Genomic DNA, 25410 nt, shown 5'->3' with positions numbered 1-25410 from the left:
AACTATTTATCGTAACCAGAACCTAAGTTAGCACGGAAGTTAGCAACGAAAGTATTAAAGTCAACGTGTGAATTGACCGTGGCGTTAAAGGCAGAACCAATTGATTCGCGGAATTTACCACCCCTGAAATCGCTTGGATCACTGTAACCCACTATTTTGTTTTCGCTCTGTTCCTTAAAGAGCTCTAGTGCTTTGGCTTTAAAGGTGTTATTGGAATTCTTACCGTCATTCTTGCCGCTTTGACCTTTGTTGTTAGAGCCGGTAAAAGTTTCTTTTAAAGGCAGGATGTAAGAAGCAGACTCGGTAAAGTACTGCGCTGGTGTTTTGCTTTCGTTGTTATCTCAAGTTAGACTGGTATTTAAGAACCAGTTAACAAACTTTTGCGTTTCTTCATTTTCCTTGGTATTAGTATGGATACCAATTAGATTAGGACCTTGAGTCATCATTACCTTATGCTGGTTTTCGGCACTGTATTTACCAGGTGCTGGCAGGATAATTGCTTCCGCACTTTGTAACGTACTTGATTGATCTAATTGTTCCTCAGTAGCACCAACGATAATCTTGCGGTCGTATTTTTCATCATTAAGCTTGCTAATTTCAAAGACATGCTTTTTGTCAGCATTCAGGAAACTCGTAGTGGTGTAACCGATGACTGTGCCTTTGTTTTCATTGGTTTTAGTTTCAGACTTATCCTTTTTCTCGGCTCCGTTATTATTTTTAGCTTGCTCTAGTTTTTGAATTAACTACTTGTCTTTAATTAATACAGCGTCAACACCATCTTGCTTATCATTAGGAATTGATGTTTTATAAAGGAAAATAGTCTTACCTTGGTTTTCGGTCCCTTCGGCTTTTTTACCTTGGTTAGGTGTGCCTTCAGCCTTCTTGCCTTGATTTTGTGTGTCTTCAGTTTTTTTAACTTCTGTTTTTGTTTTACTTTTCGCTGCTTCAATAGTAAAAGTGCCTAAAAGATTGCCGTTATCTTTACTGTTGCTTTGTTGCTGTCCACCTTCTTTTTGACTACTTTGACCAGGCGCATGAATTTCCTGGGTAAAACTAGGGTACTCAATGAAAGTATCGTCGTTGAACTTTAAACGTTTTGAATTTTCACCAGCAAACGCATAAGCATAACCAGAAGAGGAGGAAATGCTGTAGGCTAACTGGTGAAACTTCTGGAAGTTAGAGGTGTAAGAACCCCCTTTATTGACAAACAAACCGTTGCTGTCTGTGAGTTTTTTATAGTCATTAAAAACCTTTTCCAGATTTTTGTAAGAGGTACCGTTTTCGTTAAAGTTACTAAAGTCAGCGCGACCATCTTTAACCTTATAAAAGAAGTTATCAAAGTTACTATCACCTGCAGCAAAAACTGAGGTAAACAAAGCATTTGGTGTACTGTCTAGACCTAAAACGCCCTGAATGTCAGTGCCCTTTTTAGTGGAAATATCACTAACTTTGTTTTTAAATGATTTTGCTACGCGCGTTGAAAAATCGATCAACCCATGTCAAGTATCAAACACATCGGCTTTAAAGGTGTAATTCTTTAGACCACCATCAACTTCACTGTAAGTACCCCAAGTTTCTTCAATTTTTTTATCACTTTCAGATGCTCCATTATTACCTTGAGTACTTTGTTCCGACTTAGTTAACAGAGTTAAATGAGTAGACTTTGCTGCTGCCTTCTTCGTGCCTTCAGTAGTAGCTTTGCCATTTTCGCCAGCTTTCTTTTGAATATCACTTCATAAGTTTTTAGTACTTTCATCAGTGCCAATTTCCATAGTACCTTTAACTTTTGTTTGTGAATCTTTTGACTGAGCTTTAACTTGAACTTTAGTGTTGCCATCATTCTTCTTAACACTGTTCAAAATATAGTGCAACACCGGTGCATTCAGGATTAAGATATCGGTTGACATCGAAATGGGAATGGCATAGTTAGCTTTTTTCGCTACGCCACTAATGCGTTCATTGAACTTTAAGAAGTTGGGAGATAACTTGTCAACATTGACTCCATCAAACGGTAATTCCATCCCGTTACGGGCTAACACCGACACTAAATCAGGGTAGTTTAGAATCATGTTGTAAAAGCTGGTTTTATCCTTTACACTAACCCGGGTTTGGAGATCAGTTCGCCCGCCATCATAACCACCAGCAATCTGGGTAATCTCAATGGGGTAATCATTTACACCTTTAACCTTGTTGTACTTTTCAACAACTTTTTGTAAAGCCGCTGACGCACTTCTAGAAGTTAAAGATGAAGCTAGCTTAATCTTACCATCATCAACTTGATCAAATTTACCCCTCGCCCCACAACTAGCTAGAACTATTGAAAGTCCTAAAAAGCCGCTAAAAATTAGCGCACCATACTTAAATTGCATTTCAGCAACACTAGAAAGAAAGCCAAATCTTACAAAAACGCGCTAAGCATACCAGCAAAACTCGCCCTCTACCCGGTGTAACTCCCCAAAAGAAATTAAGCGCAAATTAACTATGCCGCTTTAACTTGTTCATATTACATGCTTGGTTATCCAGTTTTATTTTTTATAGTTTTAGTTAATACTCCACGCAAGCGTCACAATCCTCACCGCACGCTTCCATGGCTTGGATTCGTTTGCGTCAAAGTCTTAGCTTAATTGGTTCGGTTGGAAAGAACATTACTAAAACAATTATCACAAGAATAGCAATCAAAATAGTGTTAGCCACAATCCGTTCATAACTACGGTTAAACACTGCTATTCCTAAATCTACAAACGGTTGCACCATGACCACTAAAGTAGTGAGACCAATCACTACTACAGCTAGCCAACCCGTTGTTCTAAAATACCACCGCTTCGGTTTCTTGATTTGCAATAAACCACCCAGTAAAACTAAGCCCAAGAACCAAAAGATCCCGACACTAGTCCAAGTGGCAATTAAGTCAGCAAACTCCAGTAAGCACCCCATTGATTTAAAGCCCTTGCCGTCATAGGAAGCATTAACTTTAGGTAAGTACAACAAACCACCTAAACTAGAAAGTGCTACGGTAGTTAACACCATCAAAATCCCTGCATGGATTAAACCCACTACTGGCTTGGGCTTATTTAAACAGAGCTTACACTTATCAGGTACCCACAACTCTCCTGATTTAATTAAGCTTTGGGTTAACTTTCCCGTTCACATTACAAAACCGTTAATAATCCCAGCTACTCCAAGCGCTATTAAGAGATTGAGCACGCCAAAGAATCAACCAAGCTTTTTGTGCTTTAACCAATCACCAAGTCCCGAAAAGGCACCGTTAGGTGTGGTTAAACTCACACTTAGTGCAATTAAGCTGTAAATCAGTACCACAATCCCTAAGCCCAACAACATTACTTGCGGTAATTTTTTTGGTTTTTTCAACTGCGTTTTCGCTGCTGCTGACACGTAAAAACCATCAAAAGCAAAGAAAATCGCGCCCATAGCACTAAACCAACCAAAGAAGGGTAAAATGGCAGTAAAATCTTTGACTGGAACCACTGGTTGGCGTTCCATTTGTTCAGCACTTGCACCCAATCACAGCGCTAAAATAACCACTGCTATTAGGGGAATTACTTTGAGCAATAATAGCACGACATTCTGCACACTGGTTCACTTAACACTAAGACCACTCGTAAAGAAAAATCACAGGTTAATCAACAGCACTATGACCATTCAAATGGCCCAATCATGTGGTGTATTGAAGTGGTTGGCGACCCCAAAACCACGCAAACCATCTTGGAGTGATTGCACCAAATACAACGGCATAAAGAAGAAGGTAGTGGGCAAGTAAATCCAGATTAAAAAGCGCTTACAGGCCTTGTAAAAGGTGTTATTGGTAAACTTTTGTGTTCATGACAATAATGCCAAGTCATCAAAGGCTGCTTTAGCAGTAATTTCAACCAGCGCCAACCCCATTAAGATCACGGTAATCCCTGCCATTAACCACACCAGTAAGGCTAAAGTGGTGTTTCCGCCCATGTTTTGCAACACCCGTTCACTCTTAAAGAAAATACCTGCCCCTATGCAGGTACCAATGACGAGTAAAATACCACCAACAAGTCCCATTCTGCCCCTAGCAGCTGTACTTTTCCTGGTGGTATTTAATTGTTGGTTCATGAAAAAATCGGCTTTGGTTTTGACTAGTACCAAAGCCTTTAATTATCTCAAAGCTTTAATTGATTGCTTGGAGTTTTCTGTTTTTTTCGCAAAGTAAAAACAGCTATAAAATGGACTATTTTGGCTTACCAAAACAATAAAAAAGACCTAGGCATAGGCCTAAGTCTCTTTTATCTTCTTGACGCTTGGTGCTTTCCTATTCTCACTGAAACAGCTACATTCGGCTCCACTGTGCTTAACTGCTGGGTTCGAAATGGAACCAGGTGTTTCCACAGCGACATGGGCACCAAACAAAAACGACAATCCTGCGTATTTCCTACCAAAGGCTTCCAATAAGTCCTCGAGCAATTAGTATTACTCAGCTCAACATATCACTATGCTTACACCTGTAACCTATCAACGTCATCGTCTTTGACGGCTCTTACTTTCTTGCGAAATGGGAAGATTAATCTTTGAGATAGTTTCACACTTAGATGCTTTCAGCGTTTATCTAATAGACACGTTACTACCCAGCGGTGCAGCTGGCGCTACAACTGGAGCATAAGAGGTGTCCTCGCTTCGGTCCTCTCGTACTAGAAGCAACACTCTTCAATCTTCCTACGGGCACAATAGATAGGGACCAACCTGTCTCACGACGGTTTGAACCCAACTCACGTATCTCTTTAATCGGCGAACAGCCGAACCCTTCGAACCTGCTTCAGCTCGAGGATGAGATGAGTCGACATCGAGGTGCCAAACACTGCCGTCGATATGAACTCTTGGGCAGTATCAGCCTGTTATCCCCGGAGTAGCTTTTATCCGTTGAGCGATGGCCATTCCATACTGGACCACCGGATCACTATGACCTGATTTCTCACCTGTTCGACCTGTATGTCTCACAGTCAAGCACCCTTACACCATTACACTCTACATACGATTTCCAACCGTACTGAAGGTACCTTTGTACGCCTCCGTTACCTTTTAGGAGGCGACCGCCCCAGTCAAACTGCCCACCTAACACTGTCTTGAAACTGGATAACAGTTACCAATTAGAACAGCACACAACCAAGGGTAGTATTCCACCTTTCGCATCAACAAGTCCTAGCGAACTTGCATCGATTGCTCCTACCTATTCTCTACATGATAATGTCCTGATCAATATTAAGCTACAGTAAAGCTTCACGGGGTCTTTCCGTCCCGTTGCGCCTAACGGGTGTCTTCACCCGTACCTGGATTTCACCGAGTCTATAGCCGAGACAGTCAAGAGATGGTTACACCATTCAAGCGGGACGGAATTTACCCGACTAGGAATTTCGCTACCTTAGGACCGTTATAGTTACGGCCGCCGTTCACTGGGGCTTCAGTTAAAAGCTTCGCTTGCGCTAACCTCCTTCTTTAACCTTCCAGCACTGGGCAGGTGTCACCCCATATACATCACCTTACGGTTTGGCATAGAGTTGTGTTTTAGTTAAACAGTCCCCCCTCGTTCTTCACTGCGGCTTACTTTTACATAAGCACCCCTTCTCGCTAACTTACGGGGTTAATTTGCAGAGTTCCTTGGCTATAGTTCACTCGCTAACCTTAGGATCCTCTCCTTGACTACGTGTGTTCGTTCTCGGTACTGGTTACAGCTAGATTAACCCTAGAAGCTTTTCTTGAAAGCATGATTAATACCACCTTCGCTACTTGATCACTCATTCACTCGACATCATCACTCAATGTTATGCACAACGGATTTGCCTATTGTACCACCTTATGATTTATCCCCAAATCCAATTATGGGGGTGGAAAACCTTCTTTGTCACTCCATCAGTCTAACTGTAAGTACAGGAATATTAACCTGTTGTCCATCGCCTACGCTTTTCAGCCTCAGCTTAGGTCCAGACTAACCCTGGAAGGACGACCCTGGTCCAGGAAACCTTAGTCAATCGGTTTGGGAGATTCTCACTCCCAAGCGTTACTCACGCCGGCATTCTCACTTGTATTGGATCCACCAATGCTCACGCTTTGACTTCAACTCCAATACAACGCTCGTCTACCACAAGATATAAATCTTATCCATAAATTCGGTAATATACTTAGCCCCGTTACATCTTCGGCGCAAAAACACTCGACAAGTGAGCTGTTACGCACTCTTTAAACGATGGCTGCTTCTAAGCCAACATCCTTGCTGTTTTAGCACTTTCACATCCTTTTCCACTTAGTATATTTTGGGGACCTTATTTAATGATCTGGGCTCTTCCCCTCTTGACAATGAAGCTTATCCCCCACTGTCTGACTGCGAGAATAAAATAAATGGCATTCAGAGTTTAATTGTATTCAGTACGCCTAGGTGGCGCCATCATACATTCAGTAGCTTTACCTCCACTTATTTGTGATCTCACGCTAGCCTTAAAGCTATTTCGACGAGAACCAGCTATCACGGATTTCGATTGGAATTTCACCCCTAATCACAAGTCATCCGCTATCGTTTCAACGAGAGTCGGTTCGGTCCTCCAGTTGATGTTACTCAACCTTCAACCTGCTCATGACTAGCTCAACCCGTTTCGGGTCTATAATAACAAACAAACGCTCTTTTAAAACTCGCTTTCGCTACAGCTCCCCATCTCCTGGTTAACTAACGCTTGCTATCATAACTCGCCGGCTCATACTTCAAAACGCACGCCATCACACATTAATGTGCTCTGACACGTTGTAGGCATATGGTTTCAGAATCTATTTCACTCCCATCTCTGGGTTCTTTTCACCTTTCCCTCACGGTACTGTTTCGCTATCGGTCACTAATTAGTATTTAGGCTTACCCAATGGTCTGGGCAGATTCACTCAAAATAACGTTTTCCGAGCTACTCAGGGATCTCGCTAGGTATGAAAACAATTTCAAATACGGGGCTATCACCCTTTTGCGCGCTGCTTTCCAACAGCTTCTTCTATCGTTTTCAAGTCCACATTGCAAGCCCTACAACCCCTATCTAATGATAAGTTTGGCCTGTTCCGCTTTCGCTCGCCACTACACACGGAATCACATTCGTTTTCTTTTCCTGTGGCTACTGAGATGTTTCACTTCACCACGTATTGCTTTAATATGACTATTTATTCATCAATTAATGATAGCTGTTTCCAACTACCGGATTGCTCCATTCGGAAATCTCCGGATCTGAGGTTCTTACCACCTACCCGAAGCTTATCGCAGGTTAACACGTCCTTCATCGCCTATTAGTGCCAAGGCATCCACCATAAGCCCTTAGTAACTTATTGTATTGATCCTTTGGTATTTATTTGGAACTAGAAAGATTGTCGTTTTCAGTTTTGAAAGAAGCGGAAATGTTCTTTCAGAACTGGATACAATCTGACCAAATATGTTAGTTGTGAGACCAAACAGGGATTTGGGTTTAATTTACCACCGATAAATAAATGGATTTTGATGTTTTGTTTAGTATTTATCTTTATTAAAGATGAAAAGAAAAAGTAAAAAACTCCATTAGAAAGGAGGTGATCCACCCCCACGTTCTCGTAGGGGTACCTTGTTACGACTTAACTCCAATCACCGGTGCTATCCTTGACATGCGCTTCCTAATGGTTAGCAACACGTTTTTAAATATTACCAGCTTTCATAGTTTGACGGGCGGTGTGTACAAGACCCGAGAACGTATTCACCGCGACATAGCTGATTCGCGATTACTAGTGATTCCGACTTCATGAGGACGAATTGCAGCCCTCAATCCGAACTGAGACCAACTTTACAGATTTGCTCACTTTTACAAGCTGGCGACTGTTTGTATTGGCCATTGTAGCACGTTTGCAGCCCTAGACATAAGGGGCATGATGATTTGACGTCATCCCTTCCTTCCTCCAATTTGCATTAGCAGTCTCGCTAGACAATGTAACTAACGATAAGGGTTGCGCTCGTTGCGGGACTTAACCCAACATCTCACGACACGAGCTGACGACAACCATGCACCACCTGTCACTCGGTTAACCTCCATTATGTTTCCATAACTTTGCCAAGGATGTCAAGTCTAGGTAAGGTTTTTCGTGTACCGTCGAATTAAGCAACATGCTCCACCACTTGTGCGGGTCCCCGTCAATTCCGTTTGAGTTTCATTCTTGCGAATGTACTACCCAGGCGAGATACTTAATGTGTTAACTTCACTACCGAGGGGATCGCCCCGACAGCTAGTATCTATCGTTTACGGTGTGGACTACTAGGGTATCTAATCCTATTTGCTCCCCACACTTTCAAGCCTAAGCGTCAGTAATGGCCTAAGTTTTCGCCTTCGCCACTGGTGTTCCTTCATATATCTACGCATTTCACCGCTCCACATGAAATTCCAAAACTCCCTACCACACTCTAGATTAATAGTTTCCAATGCATACAACTGTTAAGCAGCTGCCTTTAACACCAGACTTTTCAATCCGCCTGCGCTTGCTTTACGCCCAATAAATCCGGATAACGCTTGCGACCTATGTATTACCGCGACTGCTGGCACATAGTTAGTCGTCACTTATTCAAAATGGTACAGTCAAACTCTAGCCATTACCTGCTAAAGTCATTCTTCCCAAATAAAAGAACTTTACAATCTTAAAGACCTTCATCGTTCACGCGGCATTGCTCCATCAAGCTTTCGCTCATTGTGAAAAATTCCCTACTGCTGCCTCCCGTAGGAGTATGGGCCGTGTCTCAGTCCCATTGTGGCTATTCTACTTCTCAGCATAGCTACACGTCATTGCCTTGGTAGGCCGTTACCCCACCAACTAGCTGATATGGCGCACCCTCATCAAATAACGAACCCTTGCAGGTCCTTTCAACTTTGATTCATGCGAACCAAAGTTCTTATGCGGTATTAGCTAGTCTTTCAACTAGTTATCCCCCATTATAAGGTAGATTGGATACGTGTTACTCACCCGTTCGCCTCTAAAGTATTACTACTTTCGATCGACTTGCATGTATTAGGCATGCCGCCAGCGTTAATCCTGAGCCAGGATCAAACTCTCAGAAAAATTGACAGATTGCATCCAGTTTTGAAAGAACATTTTCGGCGTCGACAGAGTTGTCAACAGCCTGAAGATTATACAGAAAAACTTTTTATTTATGTTTAAAGAATGCAAAAGAAATCGCTATAAAAAGTGGAAAAAAGTGCATTTTTCTAAGAATTTAAAAAGAGTGTTCGTGATACTTACATAAGTTTTTTTATTATTTCTATTAACTTTTATTAACATTTAATAGGTTCAGAATAAAACTTTTTCAAACTGTTGATTAACTAATAAGTTTTGCTTATAAACTGAATTTTTAGAAATATTAGCCCATTCACCTCGCCGTAAGCGGGGAGGTTGAGTTTGGTTTGGTCTGTTTTTAAGTCGGCATACGACCATTTTTGGTCGGTGGCTTGGAATTTTTAGTTATTTTCACCACTCTTATTGACCAACACCGGGATGCTGCCCAACAGGCCGCGCAGGAACAGCTGGGCGCGCTGCGCGTTGTTCTTATTGGTGAATGACAGCGCGTTCGGTCAATCAGCGGTGGGGGGGAGGTTGGTGTAATTCGACGCGAATGCCGTCGTCGAATTAGTAGCAGTACCATCCTCCGTTTTGAGATTGCCCGAGTTTTCCTTGGTGATTTTATCCTGCTTTAACGCATCGGGATTCCCCGCGGAGGTACCTGATTGTCCCTGCTGGCCCATCCCCGTAGCGCTTTTAAAGGTGGTGTGGTTTTCGTCACTTTGTTTGTTTGAAGCCTTATCATTCCTTCACCCCGCGCCGGTTCAGAGCTGGAGGTTGGCTGGGTCGAGGGTTCTTCAAGGCGAACCCTTGGTAGTCGTCGTCTGACTGCCCCCGAGCGTCGCTTGGACGTTGGCTTTGAGACCAACGCCGACATTCGAAAACGTCGGTGCGGGTTCGTTACTGGATGCATTTTGGGATTGTCCCTGGGTCGTTACCCCACTCGTACTACTGTTGCTCCCCCGGTGGTCATTCCCATACCTGTACCCATTCCCAATCCAGGGAACATAATCCAACACCTGGTCCAAAACAGTCCCCGCGAGGTTGAACCCGGTGGAGAAACGGGAAAGCGTGGGGGAGAATAAAAATACCAACAGCAAGTTTTAACACTTACTGTTGGTAAATTTATGTCTTTTTAGACCAAAAAATCAACTAACTCTTTCAAGTGCCTAAAGGCTTTTCCTCGCTTTTTACTTCGTTATCAGTAACTTCATTGACAGTTTTAATTTTCATAATGAATTCACAAGTACCATCTTCCTTTGGATCAAAGTAAGCTACCATTGAAGCAATTTTGGGGTATTTAAGCTTTTCTTCGGCTTTTTCTAGAAAAAGATTCCTTAATGCTTTAACTTTTTTCATGTTTAAATCCTCCTTTCTTTGTAAGGTTTGGAAAGTAAATAAAACTTTCAACTAAGTTGCCAACAGGGATCAGACGCTTTGCTGATCAATTTCAAAAATTAAAGATTTGCATTTTGCTCTTCCACTAAATAAATTGACCGGCTTATTGAGAAGTGCCAACAAAATTGCAAAAAGTTTTTAGAAAGTATTAAATGAATAAAAATACCAACAACTATCTTTTAAAGACTAATTGCTGGTATTCTTTATTTTGAATAATATCTACTTAGACTCTAGTTTATCTAGACGAACATCCATCTTGTTCAAACGATCGCTCATCTTTTGCAGCGTTTGCAAGATTAGCTTTAAGGTTTTTCCCTGAGCTTTTTGCTCGATTTGAAGTTCTTTAATTTGCTCACCCTGGATTCTTATTTGTTCACCTTGGGCGGCCAAAGTGGTTTCAATCTTTGTAAGTCGTTGGTCGTTTGAGTCTTTGTACTCATTAAACTCTTTACGCGTTACGTATTCTGTGTTCACTGGTATAACCGGTTTGTTAAGTTTAAATTGTCTGTTGAAATTGCCAGAGAATTCCACACTTTTGTTATCTTTGTCAATGATGTATCATCCCGAAAAAGTGCCCTTTTTGGTCTTTTTCATCATGTCATGGAATTCTTTTTCGTTATAAAACGGAATTTTCTCTTTCATTAAGCAATAACTCCTTTCTGAAAGAGGTTGAGAAAACTACAACTTGCAGTAGTGCTGCCAACTAAGTTCAGCTGTTTTGCTAAATTAATAAAAACATTACACATAACGGTTTTTGTGCTTACACTAACTAAATTGCTTTAAGTTAGTAAAGACACCAAAAATAAACCAAAAAGTTTTTTTGAAAGTAAAAGTTCCTACTAATAGTTAGATGGAGTTGTAAACCCAAATTGCAAAATATTCAAACTTTTTGGCTATTTTGAAAATCTGTCTCAATTTATTTAGTGGGAGCAGATAGAGTGACTTGTGTTAAAAAAACGAGCCTGCTCCCGCTGATTTAAATAAATTTAGTAAATTCATAGTTTTGCCTCTACATCAAACTAACAGCTTTTGTTAGTTTTCCAATCGTCAAAAATATTTTGGAGCTGTCTGCCTCTTACCTCTGGGTAGATGGCCTTTTTATTGTTATCACCCCATTCCGCTGCTCCGCTCTTCTTCTGTTACCGACTTCGGGGAAATTGGCACTATAGTAATACGGCACGGGGAGGTAGTGCAAGGCGGTGTTGGTTCACTTGACTTTGGTGTTCGAATTAGCGTCGGAAGTTGATTGGGCATTTTCGCGCGCGGACTTCAGTTCACTTTCGTTTACAATCCCATACACAAGCAGTTGGTCGGTGCGCGACGGCAAGCGCGCCTCGTTCAACTTAAAGTTAAAGTTAAGGCCCAGGGCATCAAACACGGTCACGCCATCATCCCCATAACTGTTGAGTGGGCTGGCATTAATTAAGGACGCAATTTTGGCGGAAGCCTTACTATCATCCTTAACGGGATACTTGGTCTGCACTTCTTCGTTATTCTGACTACCCCCTTTCATGCCACTCACCGGGGTCACATAGGCAAAGCTGTCGAGCAGGGTAAACAAGCCATTAATCGGACCGTTGAGCCGGCCGTGTTTTCCACCAAGGCCTTGTACCCCCCAGCACTGTCCAACCCGGCCGTGGTCGACCAGGCGAGTGCTTGGTCTTTGGTGGCAGCACTGTTTTCCGTGCTCATATCATACCCCACCGCGCCCGCTTTAAAGGCCGCAAAGACGAGGTGGTCGGCCACAACGTCAAGACCGGCGATGAGGTAGGCGGGTTGGGTGAGGCCTTGAGCCTTCAAATTCGAATTCTTGGAATCCGAATTGGAGTCATCTTTAAAACCCAACTGGTTTTCGACAAACTGCTTCTGCTTGTCGGTGCCCCAGTTGAGCTCGGTGTGGGCTCATCAGGTTGCGCGACCCGATTCCTGGTCCTCCCCGACAACCCAATACAACAAACTCGGTACCGCGTTTGAACCCATCACAACGATCTGGCCATTTAAGTAAGCGAGTTGGGACGTGGAGGTGTGGTATAACTTTGTTATTACATTCGGCAGATCTTCATTTGTAGAAGTCGAGCCGAGTCGCTGCTTGGACTGAAACACCACCAGCAGCACGGGTAGCGATTCCAGTACTTGGTTTACCAGGTCACGTTTCCAAAGATGGCACTATCACCCCCATCTGGTGCAAGGCCTGGGCGGTGTTGAGGTATTTGGAGAATTTACCAGTTTGCGCGTTGTCTTGGGTTTGCCTTAAATTAATTTGGGCGGTGTGCTTCAAGAGCGGTCTTAACCCCGAACTGTTCGAGCCATTGCCTTGTAAACCAAAAGCACTTCCAGCCCCCACTTGCTGACCATTAGCTAGGGGAGCATCACTCTTAGCATTTGTCTCCTCCGTTTTTCATTCTGTGGAACTTTTCCCCTTGCCAGCCTTGGTCGAATCGAGGGGTTCGACACCGGTCAACTTTCATTCAGCTTCCGGTACGCGCGGCCCTTATCGAGCTTAAAGCCGGTGACGGCTTTGGGTCCGGGGTTGTTGGTGAGGTTTTTTTGGGAACGTTGGTTGTCTCACCCAGACTCCAACCCATGCACCTTGTCCTGAGCAACCCCATTCACCCGGGCTAACCCCGCATTGGGCGTGTAAGGGGTCACGGGTTGTTCGACGAGGAGGTCTTTTAAGGTGGTGTAGAGGGAGCCCTTACCATTGGAACCTTGATCGTCGGAACCCTGACTTTCCTGCTTAACGTAGGGCAACGCCAACTTAATCTTGCGTTCAAACACCCACGTGGCCCTGGGCGCGGCTTTAAAGATGAGGATGTAGCTGGCGAAGTCTTCTTGGGTGGAATTAGATGAAGTTCCTGATTGATCGCCAGCTTGCTGTAAGGCTTGTTGGGACTTGGTGGTATCAAAACTAAGGGCATTTTGGTCTTGGCCATTACTCTCAGTGCCTTGTTGGCTCGAACTATCTTGAAACTTCACCCTGACCAACGCTGAGCGGACCAGCGCCACCAACTTGTTCTGTCCCACCTTTCAGTCCACGAGTTCGTATGAGGTGTGTAAATGGGCGGCGCGCACAACATCCAGCCCCCCATTGAGCGGTGTCGTAAAGGGCGTGTAGGGGGTGAGGGTGTTGTGGTCTTGGAGGAGGTAGGTGTTGGAAACTATTTATTAATTTTTAAGTAATCTTTTTTTATTAAATCTAATAAATAAAAGGATTGTAGTTACAAGCGTTGCAATAGTAATTAATGCCATCAATGAACTACCAAAGAAAGGTGTTTTTAATAAGTAGTCATCTCCTTTTTCTAAGGAAAAGCTAACAACTATAAATGAAATGGTCATAATTAGCCCAATTACATCAATTGCTAAAGCAGTTCAGAAAAACATTAGTTGGTATTTTTTGTGCTCAGTTTTATTAGTTTGAATTAAATGCTTCAAGATGAAGCCACTAATAACTAGGAGTACTATTATGGTTAAATCCATAAATGCAAAAATCAAACCTAAGAAAAAATAGCCATTGGCTGCGTGCCCTACTGGTAAAGGTGAATTTAAGGCAAAGGATAAAAAAGATAAATTTAAATTTAAGCGAGCTTCAGCACTGTAAGCTGGTAAATAAATTAAGAAACCTAGAAAAAGTTGGATAAATCAAACAACAAAAAAGCCAATCATCCATCAAGTAAGTCTGTTCTTTTGAGTAGAACTATTGCTATTTGCATCCAAAATGTTCTTCAGTTTTTCTCTTACTAACAGTGAGTTAGTTAGTGTGAGTTGTGGGATAAAGATGGCTCACAATAATCATTTTTTCTCATTTTGAAATTGTTGGCAAATACTTAGTTGACCGAACAATAAACTGTTAATCCCGATGTTGCCCATTCAACAAAGAATCAGTAAAACTGTAAAAATGGGGGTTAATATTTGAGCTACAAGAACGTGAATATTAACTTTCGTTGTTGTTTCACCTTCGTTGTTTGAATTTCCAGACTCCAGAAAAAAAGAAAAATTCTTGTGAAAAGAATGGCTGATAGCTAAAAAGGCTGTGGCTATTGCACAAAAGACAAACAGTGCTCAAAGCACTATGTTTGTAATAGTTAATTTATTAATTAAATTTCTCTTGCTAGTTAATATGTTGAAGCTAGCTTGATCAGTTAAGATAGTTTGCATAAAAAATTTATTTGGTCATGTTGGCCAAATACTTAAATAAACAAACTACCGAATCAATGGAATTTTAGTTAAGCTTTCTGAAAAATACAACTAATTACTTGGATATTTTCAGTTAGAAAATGCACTAAAAGAACATAGAGAAAAAGTTCTTTGCTTACAGGATTGATGCTGCTTTTTGGTTTTGCACTCAATTAAATAAGAAGTTCTGATAGTAATCCAATTGCTTTTTGCACAGTTCAATTTCAGCAGGAATACCTTCGTTTAGATCAGTAAAAAAGCTGTAAAGTGGATCTAAGATAGCAGCGATTTCTTTCTGTTTTTTCAGCGAAGGTACATGAATACCATACTCCTTAAATTGAGCCACTGTTAACTGGCCTGTTGCAGAGCCTTGCTTTTTAAATTTAATGGCTCTTAATGCGTGGAATAAAAACCTTATATCAAATTCTTCTTTAGGTACAAAGCAAATTAAACTAACAGCAGGCAAATAAGCAAAATCACGATAGAAAACGGCACCAATTGTGCCTCTAGCACTTACCGTAATGGATTTTTCTTCAACTCGAAAAGTTTTACTGTAAACCAAAAATTCCTCAGCTTTACTGTTGTTAGAAAGAATTGGATATTTATAAACTTCGTTCTTTTCCTTACTAAAATCAGCAGGCTTTTCACCACCTACTAAAACTTTTTGAGCTATTTCTCCCAGCTTGTAATATTTATTTTCCTCTTTTCAATTTTTTGGGTTAAGTAAATAATCGCAATAGAAGGCATACTGCTTCTTTCGCTCTCTTAGCTCGGCGCTTAGCTCGGCGCTTAGCTCGGCGCTTAGCTCGGCGCTTAGCTCGGTAAAAGTATCTAAGATAGTAGCAATTTTTTCTTGAATTTGCAAGGGTGGGAAATCAATGGGAATTTCGACAACTTTTTGCGTTCTAAGGATAGGAATAGCAGAAGTTGTATTAACAAATTTTTTTGCTTCTTTTTTTAAAGCATAAGCTAAAAATTTAGGATTTATTTCCTTATTTAAAACTTTTAAAATTCCACAATTTGAGGAAGCACTAAATTTACCATTTCGATAGTAAATGCTACCGGCATAACTTCAACGTGTAGTTCAGGTAACATATTCACCATCAAAATCGTAAGTTTTGATTCTGCCCATTTCACCTTCATTAGAAGTTGCTGATGAATAAACAGGATAAATTCCTTGATTTTCACGGAGATATTTAGTATTTATTTCTCTTCCATGTGAAGCTTCACAAATATCTTTAATTTTGTAAGTTTTAATCTCCACGACAGTAACAGTTTAATTTCTTTTAAAAGTCTTTTGAATTGAATAAACTAAATTCGCAAAATATTTCAAATGGATTTCCTAAAAAGAGAAATAAATAACCCTTAAAAATAAATAACTTACTGTTTATTTTGCTCTGGTGTCTCTTGCTTTTTATCAACAAGTTCTTTCATTTGTTGCATCATTTCTAAGTCTCTAATTCTTCGCGATGTAGAAATTGCTAAAACCAGGAAAACAATAAAACAAATAAAAGCAACTGCATCTATAAAACTTAAAAAGGCCAATAAATTAATACCACCTGCAAAAGTAAAGCCTCCAATGTGTAATATGGCTAAAATGAAGCCAATTAAAAGTGAAAAAAATTATAGGAAAGTATACCTATTTTTTAATCTTTCTAATCTTTGAATACTTATTAACTCTGGAGATTTTGGGACGTTAGTAACAGTATTACTATTTGTTTCACTGGTTTGAAATGCAGTTGGAACATTGGCTTGCACTGTATAAGTATTTGCTATTACATTGGTATTAATGTCTTCCGTTTCTACTTTTTCATCCCTTTCTAAAGCGGTCAAATTATTTATTTCTATCATGCTAACATCACTAACGTTTTCTTTTGTTGGGTTTTGTTGAACACTTATATTAGGCTCCTTTTTGAAAATTCAGTGCATAAATACGATTAGCAAGGTACTCTGATTTGAACCTTACTGACCATATATAGCAATGAATTAGCATAATGAAAGTTATAAGAATAAAAACTACTCCTAAGAAAATAAGTAAAGCTTTAAACCTAGTAAAAATCGAATAAAAAATAGAGAAATAAGACGCAGTAAAAAATAGACCAGCTAATAGAACAAATAAAACAGAAATATTAAATGCCTTTTTTGTATTGTATGGATAGCACGGAAATCTTTTTACTGCATTTAAGCGCACTAGTAAAAGCTCTTGTTTTTCTAATTCCTTTGCTGAAAGAACTGCCTTTTGGTTTTCTAGATTTTTGGCAATATAACTACTAGCTTCTGTATTTATATTTACAGTAGTTGATACTGTTTTTTCTGACTTTTTAATAAAGTCTCTACTACTTAAATTCTGTTTCACTTTTTTCTATTTAAAGTACTTCTTTAAATTTACAAGGAAACATTTTTTTGGAAACGGAAATCTAGATAAAAACTAAAATTCTGTTTTAATAACAATTTTTAAATTATTGCTTCGATTTATTTTACGTACTAGGAACATCGGTTTTTCATTTAAGTGCATAAAAACGATTAGCAAAGTATTCTGCTATGAATCTTATTAATCATATAAAGGTAATAATTCCCAAAACAAGACCAACAATAAAGAAAAGAACCCCTAATAAATTAAGACAATGAAAATTTGTGGCGAAGTAAACGAGAAGTTAATACATAAAGATGCAAGACCATAAGAAAGGCCAGATAGAAATGCAAATAAAAGGGTGAATAATAATGCACTCTTTGTGTTATAAGGGATTCTAGGTAAAAGCCTTCTCGCATCGCTTCTTAAATAAATATTATTTTCTGAAGTGTTCTTCAAAATAATTTCGCTTTTAATATTTTTGTTAGAAGAATGAAAGCTATTTTTCACTTCACTTAATAAATCTTTCTTTGTTTCTTTTTCCATATTTAAATTAGCAATTGCTTGAAGCTTTAATCGTTCTTTTTCGCTAATTAATCAATATTTCTTTTTTGCCTTAAAGTAAAAATGACACTGTTAGCAAATATGACTATCATAGCTAAAGACAAAAACACCTCTCTTGTTAAATTCACTGAAAAAGGCAGTGAGTCAAAAGCAAGAGGTAAAAGATAACCAAACAGAACAGACACCACTAAACCAAAAACATCAATAAAAATGAAAACAGTTAACAAGCTGTAAATCTGTATCTTTATTTTGTTTATATCTGTGAACCGTAAATAACTAAATAGAAAGCAACCTAATGTTGTGAGAGTGATTGTTGGAATAACAAAAAGCAACAAAAAGAGTGATATAAAACCAAAGTTACTAAAATAAAAATCTCTACTTTCTAAATGGCGAAAGAAATAGTCAACTCATTTATAGATGGATTCGGAATAATTGAAACTATCAATTAAATTAAGTATAGTTGGCACATAAATTAAAGTCATGCAAACAACATAAATTGATCAAAATCCAAAAATAAATAAACTAATTAGTTTTATTTTATGCTTTACTTTTTTAAATAAAAGTTCTTTTTTTAAATCCAAATGGGCTAACTTAAATTTAAGGAAAAGCGCATTGGAAAAAGCAAGTTGGGGAAAGAAAATGCCTAAAAGAAACTATTTAGAATCTTCTTTAAAAGCTGATTTTTTTCTTATTTCTTTATAGAAAAACCCATTAATGGCTAATGTAGCTGCTCCAAAAAGTATTGCTAATACAAAAAACGTTCATGCTAAAGCAGATAAAGTACTTAAGTGATTAAAGAAAAATTGGGAATAAAGATCAAATCGAAAAAGATCAATAGCTATACAACCTAGGATTAAAAAAACAACAAACGATAACCAAGAAGCAATAAGAACGTTAGCTAAAATTTTTAACAGTTTTTTGTTTTTTACACAAAAATCAATTTGAAACTCTTGGTTTAGTGCAGACTCCATAGAATTAAAACTTTTTACAGATTAAACTTTTGCAAGCAAAGCTAATCTGAAACTATCTTTGAGTTTACAAGATAACGTTTTTTTAGAGACAGAAAGTTATTTAAAAACTAAATTTTTGGTTTTTAATAACAAATTTAATCAATAACTATTCTTCTTCCTTAGGTTTAATCTCTAGTCCAGAAAGATCCACTTTTCATGTAAGTGCATTTAACTTATTAGCGAAGTACTCTGCTATGAACCTTACAATTGCTACAAAAGTTACTATAAAGAAAATAAAAGTAAAAAATCAAATAACTCCACCTATAACGTAAAAAGGTATAGAAATTTGAACTATAGCAAAAGAAATGAACACACTACCTATAGTTGCCAATATCAAGGAGATAATGGAAAAGAAAATAATTAAAAATAAAGTTTTCTTTGTGTTATAGGGACTTTTAGGTAAAAGAATTCTGGCATCATAACTTAAGCTACTTTGTTTTCTCTTTGTTTCTGACATCATAGATGAATGTTGTTGATAAATTTGAAGACTATTTCGTTCATTTGATTCATGATTTTCAAAAGAATTCATGTTTTTGGATGATTGCTCTCCCATATTAATATTAATATTCATTGTCGTTAAATTAATTTGTTCTTCTTTTATTGCTAATCATTCTTTGCTTGTTACTTTTTTGTAAATAGTTAAGGAGCTGACAAACGTACCTATCATTGCTAAAGGCAAAACAAGTTTTATTACTCAAAAAATTACAAATATAACAAAGGGTACATTAAGCCAAATTAATAAGATATCAATAATTATTCATTGAATTATTCCCACAACATCAGTCAGCATGATAACTATTGATAAAGTAGAAAGTGGTTTTCTTAACTTATTTGAGTTTATAAACCTTAAGTAAGCGAATAAATAGCAACCTAAAGTAATTAAGGTTATTGTTGGAATAATAAAGAAAACTAAAAAAGGAATCCTTGAAACTATTTCATAGTAATGAAAAGCGAATGAAGAATGACCTAAAAAATAACGGTTACCATCTGGCAAAATTTCACTCAATCTATTATTTATTAAAGCGATTAAGTTAGGTATTTGATAAATGTTTAAAATTCTTAATGCATTTGGTAAATAAATTGAGGTTGCTAAAACACAATAAATTCCTCAAACAACAAAAACAGACAAGGTAAGCTTCTTTAGTTTTTGCTTTATTTTTTCTAATAAGTTTTCTCTTTCAGAATTTAGATAGCTTAATTTAAGTTTCAGTCAAAGCGCATTACAGAAAGCCATTTGTGGAAAGAAAAAGCCCAAGAAGAATCGTTTTTGTTCTTCTTGAAAAACTGAATTTTCTTTTAATTCACTACTCAAAACACCATTAATGAAAGCGACAGCTACACCAAAAATCAGTGCTAATATCCAAAACACAAAATTCACAATATTGATAGTGCCGAGAAAGAAACCTCTAAATGTCGATGAAGCTAAAACTAAAGAAATAACAAATAATCACCAACACCAAATCAAACCGTTGGTGTATTTCAATAAGTGATGTTTATTTGTAGTAAGAAAGTTAGTTTGCATTTGTTGACTTGTAGTTAATTGCATAAAATTTAAATCACTGTTGACTAATTAAAAATAAATAGTCATTAAACTAGCCTTAAATTTAAATTTGTGCTAACCAACTCTTCAATTATTGAAATGCGAAAAGTAATTAACTGTAGACAGTTAAATTCTGAACAGTGCTTTTGGCAGCCTCTTCTTTAATCTTGAGATTTGGATCGTTATCGACGTATTTGAGTTCTTGCTGATTACTTGAACTTATTTGGCTGTACAAATGTGTTTGATGTTTTTTGGCAAACTGGGCGTAGTAGTTTTTAGTGTCTTTGTTACCAAAAATAATGTCGTAAGTAATCGAGTTATGACTGGAACCTAATTGTGAAAGTAAGTTGTTGTGACTGTGTTGTTGGAGTTGAGCGTCATCTTTTACTCGCAAAATTTGACCAACACCAATACTACTTTCACGGTTAGTGCCGTTGGTGCCACCAAACTCTAACACGCCAAAGTAAACCCCGGAAATTTGTTTTTGTTGATTTAAAACTAAGGTACCGGATGAACCACCACTAAAGTTAGTGTTAGCTAATGCTAAACCCTTACCGTATTGTTGGTATTCGCGGTTGTGGTACTGCAAGTTAAAGTTTGACAATCTAGCAAAGTCAATTATCCCTTGGTTTAAGTTACCCAAAAAAGCATGTTCTTGCTGTTGTTCTTCTTGAGATAAGAGCTTACTACCAACAAAATCACCCGATAAACTCTTGTTTTGGATTAAGGTTGGTATTTCACGCGTAATATCCAAAGTGTGTTGCTCTTTAGTAATGGTTTGCAAAACATAGTTCTTTTTAACTGGTTGGTTGTTGACTTGTTGAGTCACACGCAACTCTTTTCCTTGACCTAAAATGTGGGCATAAATATTGCTCTCCACTACCGGATAGCCCAGCATAATATAGGTTTCCTTTTCCAATTCCTTTAGGTTTTGCTCAGTAAATAATTGAGCCGTATCACCAAGCTTTTTATAGGTCTCAATGGCTGGTTTGACAAAATAATCAAAGACCTGTTTGTCACGGACGTTGTCTAAGAACAATGGCACTTCAATTACCGCAAAGTCAGCATAAGCTGGTTTGTAAGATCAGCTTTGCCCTGTTACCGTTTGTTCTTGAGTTTGATCTTTTTGATCACTCTTTTTATTTCACTGTTTTGTAAGACTATCATACTGATAATCAACAAAATCATTAGCCGTATAAGCGGTTTTGGGGATTGCTGATGTTTGAATCGAAATAAAGGCTGATTGCTCTTTTGTTTCAACACCCAATAAACCTGGATCAGTGTATTTACCCAATGCAAAGAAATGGGTTATATCACGATTACCATAGTCCTGACCATTACTATCCTTATTGTAAGGTTCATAGTCTTGGGGATTGCGCAAGGCATCGACTACGTGTAGGTTAGTCGCTAAGTAAATCAGGAAGGGATCGGTATTGCTAGGCTTATTCTCATCACCCTTCCAGTCAATTAACCAACCCGTACCATAAGAATCTTTGGAACTAGTAGCAAAGTTGAGTGAAAAAGTCAGGTCATAGTTATCATGGTACACATCCCCTTGGGTGGGAATGCGGTTAATGGTAAAGTCTGTTTGGAAATTAGCACGCTTTAGTCTGACATAACCACAACCCGTTAGCGGTAAGATGATTAACAGACTACCAAGCTTATACCAAACAGAGCGGAGTAACATGGCAACTAGTTAAAGAAAATAGTACTTTATAAATTTACTCAAAAACCGATTAATGCCGCTGTTGACCGGTTTTTGAATTTTTGTGGAAACCAATTTCTCCATTCTGCGTACTTTGAATTTTGCTCCACATGTGGGTGTTGTGCTTTTTCGCAAACTGGGCGTAAAAATTGGTGGTGTTAACATCACCAAAGATGAGGTCATAAGAATAGGGCACTTCGTGGGAAGAGTTGAAGGTATTGGGAGCACGGAGAATTTGCCCTAAGCCTAAACCCACATTTTCGTTTCTGTCGGTAGTTACATTAACTAATGCTCCAAAGTAAATACTGTTAATCTGCTTGTTTTGGTTAAAGATGGCACTACCAGAAGAACCACCGGCAAAGTTAGTATCTCACAAGATCGTGCCATAACCAAATTGCTTATAGTTCACATTGTGGTACTGCAAGATAAAGCGTGATAATCCACCAAAGTCAATTAAACCATCACCCAAACTAAGGTCAGTAATTTGGTCAACGTTAACTAGGTGAGTTCCCTTTGCACCAGTGTACTTGTCCACATTCATTGTTAGGGTTGGCAGTCCACTTTCACGTACCACGTAAGCTGATTGTTCCTTGTGGGGTTGCTGAGTTAAGCTAGCTTTAGTAATAGTATTAGTAGTATTGGACTCATCATTACTAAAACTCATGTGGTTCACAGTACCTTGACTTTGTCCCAAAATAAACTCTGATTTAGTGTTCTTAGTTACCGGATAACCCAATAAGTGGTAGAAATCTTGGATGTAACTGCGATAGCCCTTCTTAGCAAACAAACCTTCTACATCACCTAAATATTTGTAGGCTTGGGTAGCTGGTCTAATCCACTCTTGGTAGATCTTGGCATCATTGGGGTTGGATAGTACTAACGGTACTTCAATCACAGCAAAATCAGCATAGTTACCAATGCTGTTACCACCATTGTAAACATTGTATTTACCGGCTGTTCAAAAACCGTTGGTACGGGTTGGGTTATAGCTAAAGTTCACCGGATCAATTGCTGCGTATGCTGTTTTAGGTAACGTACTCGTTTGGATAAACAACAGCGAATCTTCCTTGAGCTTCTGCTCAATCACGGCATCCTCTGGCTTTTCATAGTTAGTCTTGACTAACTGGACATTAGGTTTGGTGTACTTACCTAATAAGAAGGATTGGGTTTTTTGCTGGTAAGGATATGGTTGACCCCAACCATCCTTGTTGTAAGGAGCGTAGTCCTGATCATTCTTTAAACCATCCGCGACATGGAGGTTAGTGGCGATATAGGCAGTAAAGAGGTTAGCGTCTTGATCGGTAGTTTGTTCAGAGGAACTTCTGGTTTGAGATGCCGTTTGTCCTTCTTTGTTTTTGCTTAGATCCTTATTCTCATCACCCTTCCAGTCAATTAACCAACCGGTACCAAAATCTTGGGCTTGGTTGTTAACAAAGTTTAAGGAAAAGGTTAGATCGTAAAATTTACTGTAAATGTCATCCTTCCCGGGAACCTTATTTTTAACAAAATTGTTCTCCGTACTGAAATCCTTCCTAAAGCTTGGTGTAGGAATATAGTCCTTAAACGAACAGGCCGAGAATAAAAGCGCTGTTGGTAGAAAGACCCCAAACCCAATTTTTCAGACCTTAACCATTACTCTATTTTAACTCTTTAGAGTTTTAATCAACTTGAGTAAGTTAGTCACATTAAAGCCCTTGTGTTCATACACGACTTGCCCGTCATTGGACTCACCAAAGCTAAAAGCACCTAAGTGGGTGTGCTTTTTGACGTATTTTGCTAGTGCATACCACTCCATGCTAGCACTCGCTTCTAAGGTGAGTAAAACACTGTTAGGATCAAACAGTTGTTGCAAGTAGCTTTGGGGTTGACTTAACAACATGTTAATGTTGGGCACTGACACCACCCGCGTCTTTAATTGTTGTTCGTTTAGAGCTTGTTCTAGTTGCAATGCCAGCTGAACTTCACTGCCACTAGCGGCCACAATGACATCGGGTTGTTTTCTATTACTAATAATATAGCCCCCTTTCAAGGTCTGTACACTATCAGATTGTTCTAGGGAAGGCAAAGCTTGACGGGTCAAAATTAATACGTTAGTTTGGTCTTGGCTTAACAAACCATAGTTAACCCCAGCCGCTGTTTCCTTTTCATCACAAGGCCGTCAAACCTGAACGTTTTCAATGGCCCTTAACATCGGGAGTTGATCGTACGGTTGGTGGGTTGGTCCATCACCACCGACTTGGTAAGAGTCATGGGTGTACACATAAAAGGTGGGGAGGTTCATTAACGCCCCTAAGCGAATTGCGGGTTTGGAATAATCAGCAAACGCTAGGAATGTACCACCCATCACTTTGACCCCACCATGGAGTGCCATCCCGTTCATAATGGTGGACATACCAAATTCCCGAATACCCACCTGAATGTTGCGCGAATGCGGATTGGTATGTAAATTATCATCACCTAACTTAATGTTACACGAACGTGCTACATCAGCATTGAGACAGTACAAGTTGGAATTACTGTTGTTAATTTGGCCTAAAAAGTCCTTGAGGTAGTTACGGGTTGCCGCATTGGTTTGTGCTACCTTGCGTTCATCTAACTGGTTGAGGTACAACGCCTGGTAATCGTTTTCCGTTCAATTAATAAACTTAGTATACAGCGGTTTGTCCTTTAGTTTTTCCAGTAATTCCTTGTAAGCTTGCACTGGTTTAGCTTGGCGTGCTATGACCTGCTTGTGAAAGAAGTCATACACCGTTTGGGGATATTCAAACGGGGTAAAGTTAGTCTTGGTGTTGCTGTTAAAGCGCGCAAAGTCCTTGTCGGTAGGAATAAACCAGTGACCAGCGGGTTGGTCTTCCAAGGTGGTGTTTTTAGCAATTGTCGTGTGCACCTCAATGAAGGTCGGCTTATCGGACTTTTTCGCTTGTTCAATGGCAGCATCAATGTCTGCAACTGCATCACTAGTTTCAAGGTAATTTCACCCCATGTTGGTAAACCGGGTTTGCAGGTTTTCCAAGGACACATCACGCACGACACTGTCCATCTGCACCCGGTTGGAATCATGGAGCACTATTAGCTTATTTAACTGGTAGACCCCTGCTAAGTGAGCTACCTCATAACTCACCCCTTCCTGGAGATCACCATCACCCACAACCACATAGGTAAAGTGGTCAAACAGTTTGGGACTTAACGCTTTAAATTCAGCTGCTAGTACCCGTTGTGTCAAGGCCATCCCGACAGCCATTCCTAGGCCTTGTCCTAAGGGACCAGTGGACGCATCAATAAAGTTATTAGGGGCATACTCGGGATGGGAAGAGGTGTTGACTTGCCCGTATTTGTGATGGAGCATTTCCTGCTTCGTAATTAACCCCGCAAAGTGTAAGATCGGGTATAAGGCCATACTACCATGACCTGCACTCATCACTAAACGGTCCCGGTTAATCCATTTGGGACAGTTAGGGTTAAACTGGATGTGTTTAGTCCATAAGGTGTACAAAATAGGACTAGCACCTAAGGCCATTCCCACATGACCACCCTTAGCGTGTTGAATAGCACTTAACGCTAAGTGTTGGCAAGCAAACAGGTTTTTCATTTG

General features: G+C 39.2%; 16 protein-coding genes, 3 rRNA genes and 3 pseudogenes. All 22 read right to left on the bottom strand.

Annotated features, from left to right (window positions below; genetic code table 4):
- Positions 1–2: 2 nt before the first annotated feature.
- Positions 3–2369 (bottom strand): annotated as a pseudogene (locus F539_RS00560) (P68 family surface lipoprotein).
- A gap of 175 nt (positions 2370–2544) precedes the next feature.
- Positions 2545–4104, bottom strand: coding sequence for an APC family permease (locus F539_RS04050; RefSeq protein WP_017532742.1), 1560 nt, complete (start codon positions 4102–4104; stop codon positions 2545–2547).
- A 183-nt stretch (positions 4105–4287) separates the two neighbouring features.
- Positions 4288–4395 (bottom strand): 5S ribosomal RNA (gene rrf / locus F539_RS00550).
- A gap of 37 nt (positions 4396–4432) precedes the next feature.
- Positions 4433–7338: ribosomal RNA gene (locus F539_RS00545) — 23S ribosomal RNA — on the bottom strand.
- A 227-nt stretch (positions 7339–7565) separates the two neighbouring features.
- A 16S ribosomal RNA gene (locus tag F539_RS00540) occupies positions 7566–9081 on the bottom strand.
- Together the 16S, 23S and 5S rRNA genes form the textbook arrangement of a ribosomal RNA operon.
- Before the next feature lie 296 nt (positions 9082–9377).
- Positions 9378–10097 (bottom strand): annotated as a pseudogene (locus F539_RS00535) (adhesin); the annotation flags it as partial.
- Positions 10098–10230: 133 nt separating this feature from the next.
- Positions 10231–10437 (bottom strand): hypothetical protein, encoded by a 207-nt coding sequence (locus F539_RS00530; protein WP_015344872.1) that lies wholly within the window; start codon positions 10435–10437, stop codon positions 10231–10233.
- Positions 10438–10695: 258 nt separating this feature from the next.
- Positions 10696–11118 (bottom strand): DUF16 domain-containing protein, encoded by a 423-nt coding sequence (locus F539_RS00525; protein ID WP_014325337.1) that lies wholly within the window; start codon positions 11116–11118, stop codon positions 10696–10698.
- Between the two features lie 466 nt (positions 11119–11584).
- Positions 11585–12703, bottom strand: a pseudogene (locus tag F539_RS04400) (MgpC family cytadherence protein); the annotation flags it as partial.
- Positions 12704–13148: 445 nt separating this feature from the next.
- Positions 13149–13565, bottom strand: coding sequence for an MPN413 family protein (locus F539_RS04390; RefSeq protein ID WP_010874448.1), 417 nt, complete (start codon positions 13563–13565; stop codon positions 13149–13151).
- Between the two features lie 76 nt (positions 13566–13641).
- Positions 13642–14631, bottom strand: a complete 990-nt coding sequence (locus tag F539_RS00505) for an MPN090 family protein (RefSeq protein ID WP_073479250.1) — start codon at positions 14629–14631, stop codon at positions 13642–13644.
- 154 nt (positions 14632–14785) lie between these two features.
- Complete coding sequence (locus F539_RS00495) at positions 14786–15913, bottom strand: restriction endonuclease subunit S (protein ID WP_053343995.1); 1128 nt, start codon at positions 15911–15913, stop codon at positions 14786–14788.
- Positions 15914–16029: 116 nt separating this feature from the next.
- Positions 16030–16194 carry a hypothetical protein gene (locus tag F539_RS04230; protein WP_014574870.1) on the bottom strand — a complete coding sequence of 55 codons (165 nt, stop codon included), beginning with the start codon at positions 16192–16194 and terminating at the stop codon, positions 16030–16032.
- Between the two features lie 78 nt (positions 16195–16272).
- Positions 16273–16578 carry an MPN088 family protein gene (locus F539_RS00490; protein ID WP_010874445.1) on the bottom strand — a complete coding sequence of 102 codons (306 nt, stop codon included), beginning with the start codon at positions 16576–16578 and terminating at the stop codon, positions 16273–16275.
- A complete protein-coding gene (locus tag F539_RS00485) occupies positions 16550–17005 on the bottom strand; it encodes a hypothetical protein (RefSeq protein WP_017532738.1) in 456 nt (151 codons plus the stop codon). The genes F539_RS00490 and F539_RS00485 overlap by 29 nt, the downstream gene beginning before the upstream one ends.
- 252 nt (positions 17006–17257) lie before the next feature.
- Positions 17258–17545, bottom strand: coding sequence for a hypothetical protein (locus F539_RS00480; RefSeq protein WP_017532737.1), 288 nt, complete (start codon positions 17543–17545; stop codon positions 17258–17260).
- A gap of 47 nt (positions 17546–17592) precedes the next feature.
- Positions 17593–18144, bottom strand: coding sequence for a hypothetical protein (locus tag F539_RS00475; protein ID WP_017532736.1), 552 nt, complete (start codon positions 18142–18144; stop codon positions 17593–17595).
- Between the two features lie 72 nt (positions 18145–18216).
- Positions 18217–18534, bottom strand: coding sequence for an MPN086 family protein (locus tag F539_RS00470; protein WP_010874443.1), 318 nt, complete (start codon positions 18532–18534; stop codon positions 18217–18219).
- Between the two features lie 145 nt (positions 18535–18679).
- Positions 18680–20119, bottom strand: coding sequence for an MPN085 family protein (locus F539_RS00465; RefSeq protein WP_026088356.1), 1440 nt, complete (start codon positions 20117–20119; stop codon positions 18680–18682).
- A gap of 106 nt (positions 20120–20225) precedes the next feature.
- Complete coding sequence (locus F539_RS00460; RefSeq protein WP_014574866.1) at positions 20226–21800, bottom strand: DUF31 family protein; 1575 nt, start codon at positions 21798–21800, stop codon at positions 20226–20228.
- Positions 21801–21849: 49 nt separating this feature from the next.
- Positions 21850–23451, bottom strand: coding sequence for a DUF31 family protein (locus tag F539_RS00455; protein ID WP_014325328.1), 1602 nt, complete (start codon positions 23449–23451; stop codon positions 21850–21852).
- Positions 23452–23460: 9 nt separating this feature from the next.
- A complete protein-coding gene (locus F539_RS00450) occupies positions 23461–25407 on the bottom strand; it encodes a transketolase (protein ID WP_014325327.1) in 1947 nt (648 codons plus the stop codon).
- Positions 25408–25410: the final 3 nt, after the last annotated feature.

It is taken from the genome of Mycoplasmoides pneumoniae FH (assembly GCF_001272835.1).
Taxonomy (GTDB): domain Bacteria; phylum Bacillota_I; class Bacilli_A; order Mycoplasmatales; family Mycoplasmoidaceae; genus Mycoplasmoides; species Mycoplasmoides pneumoniae.
This window is presented reverse-complemented; position numbering and strand designations above follow the sequence as displayed.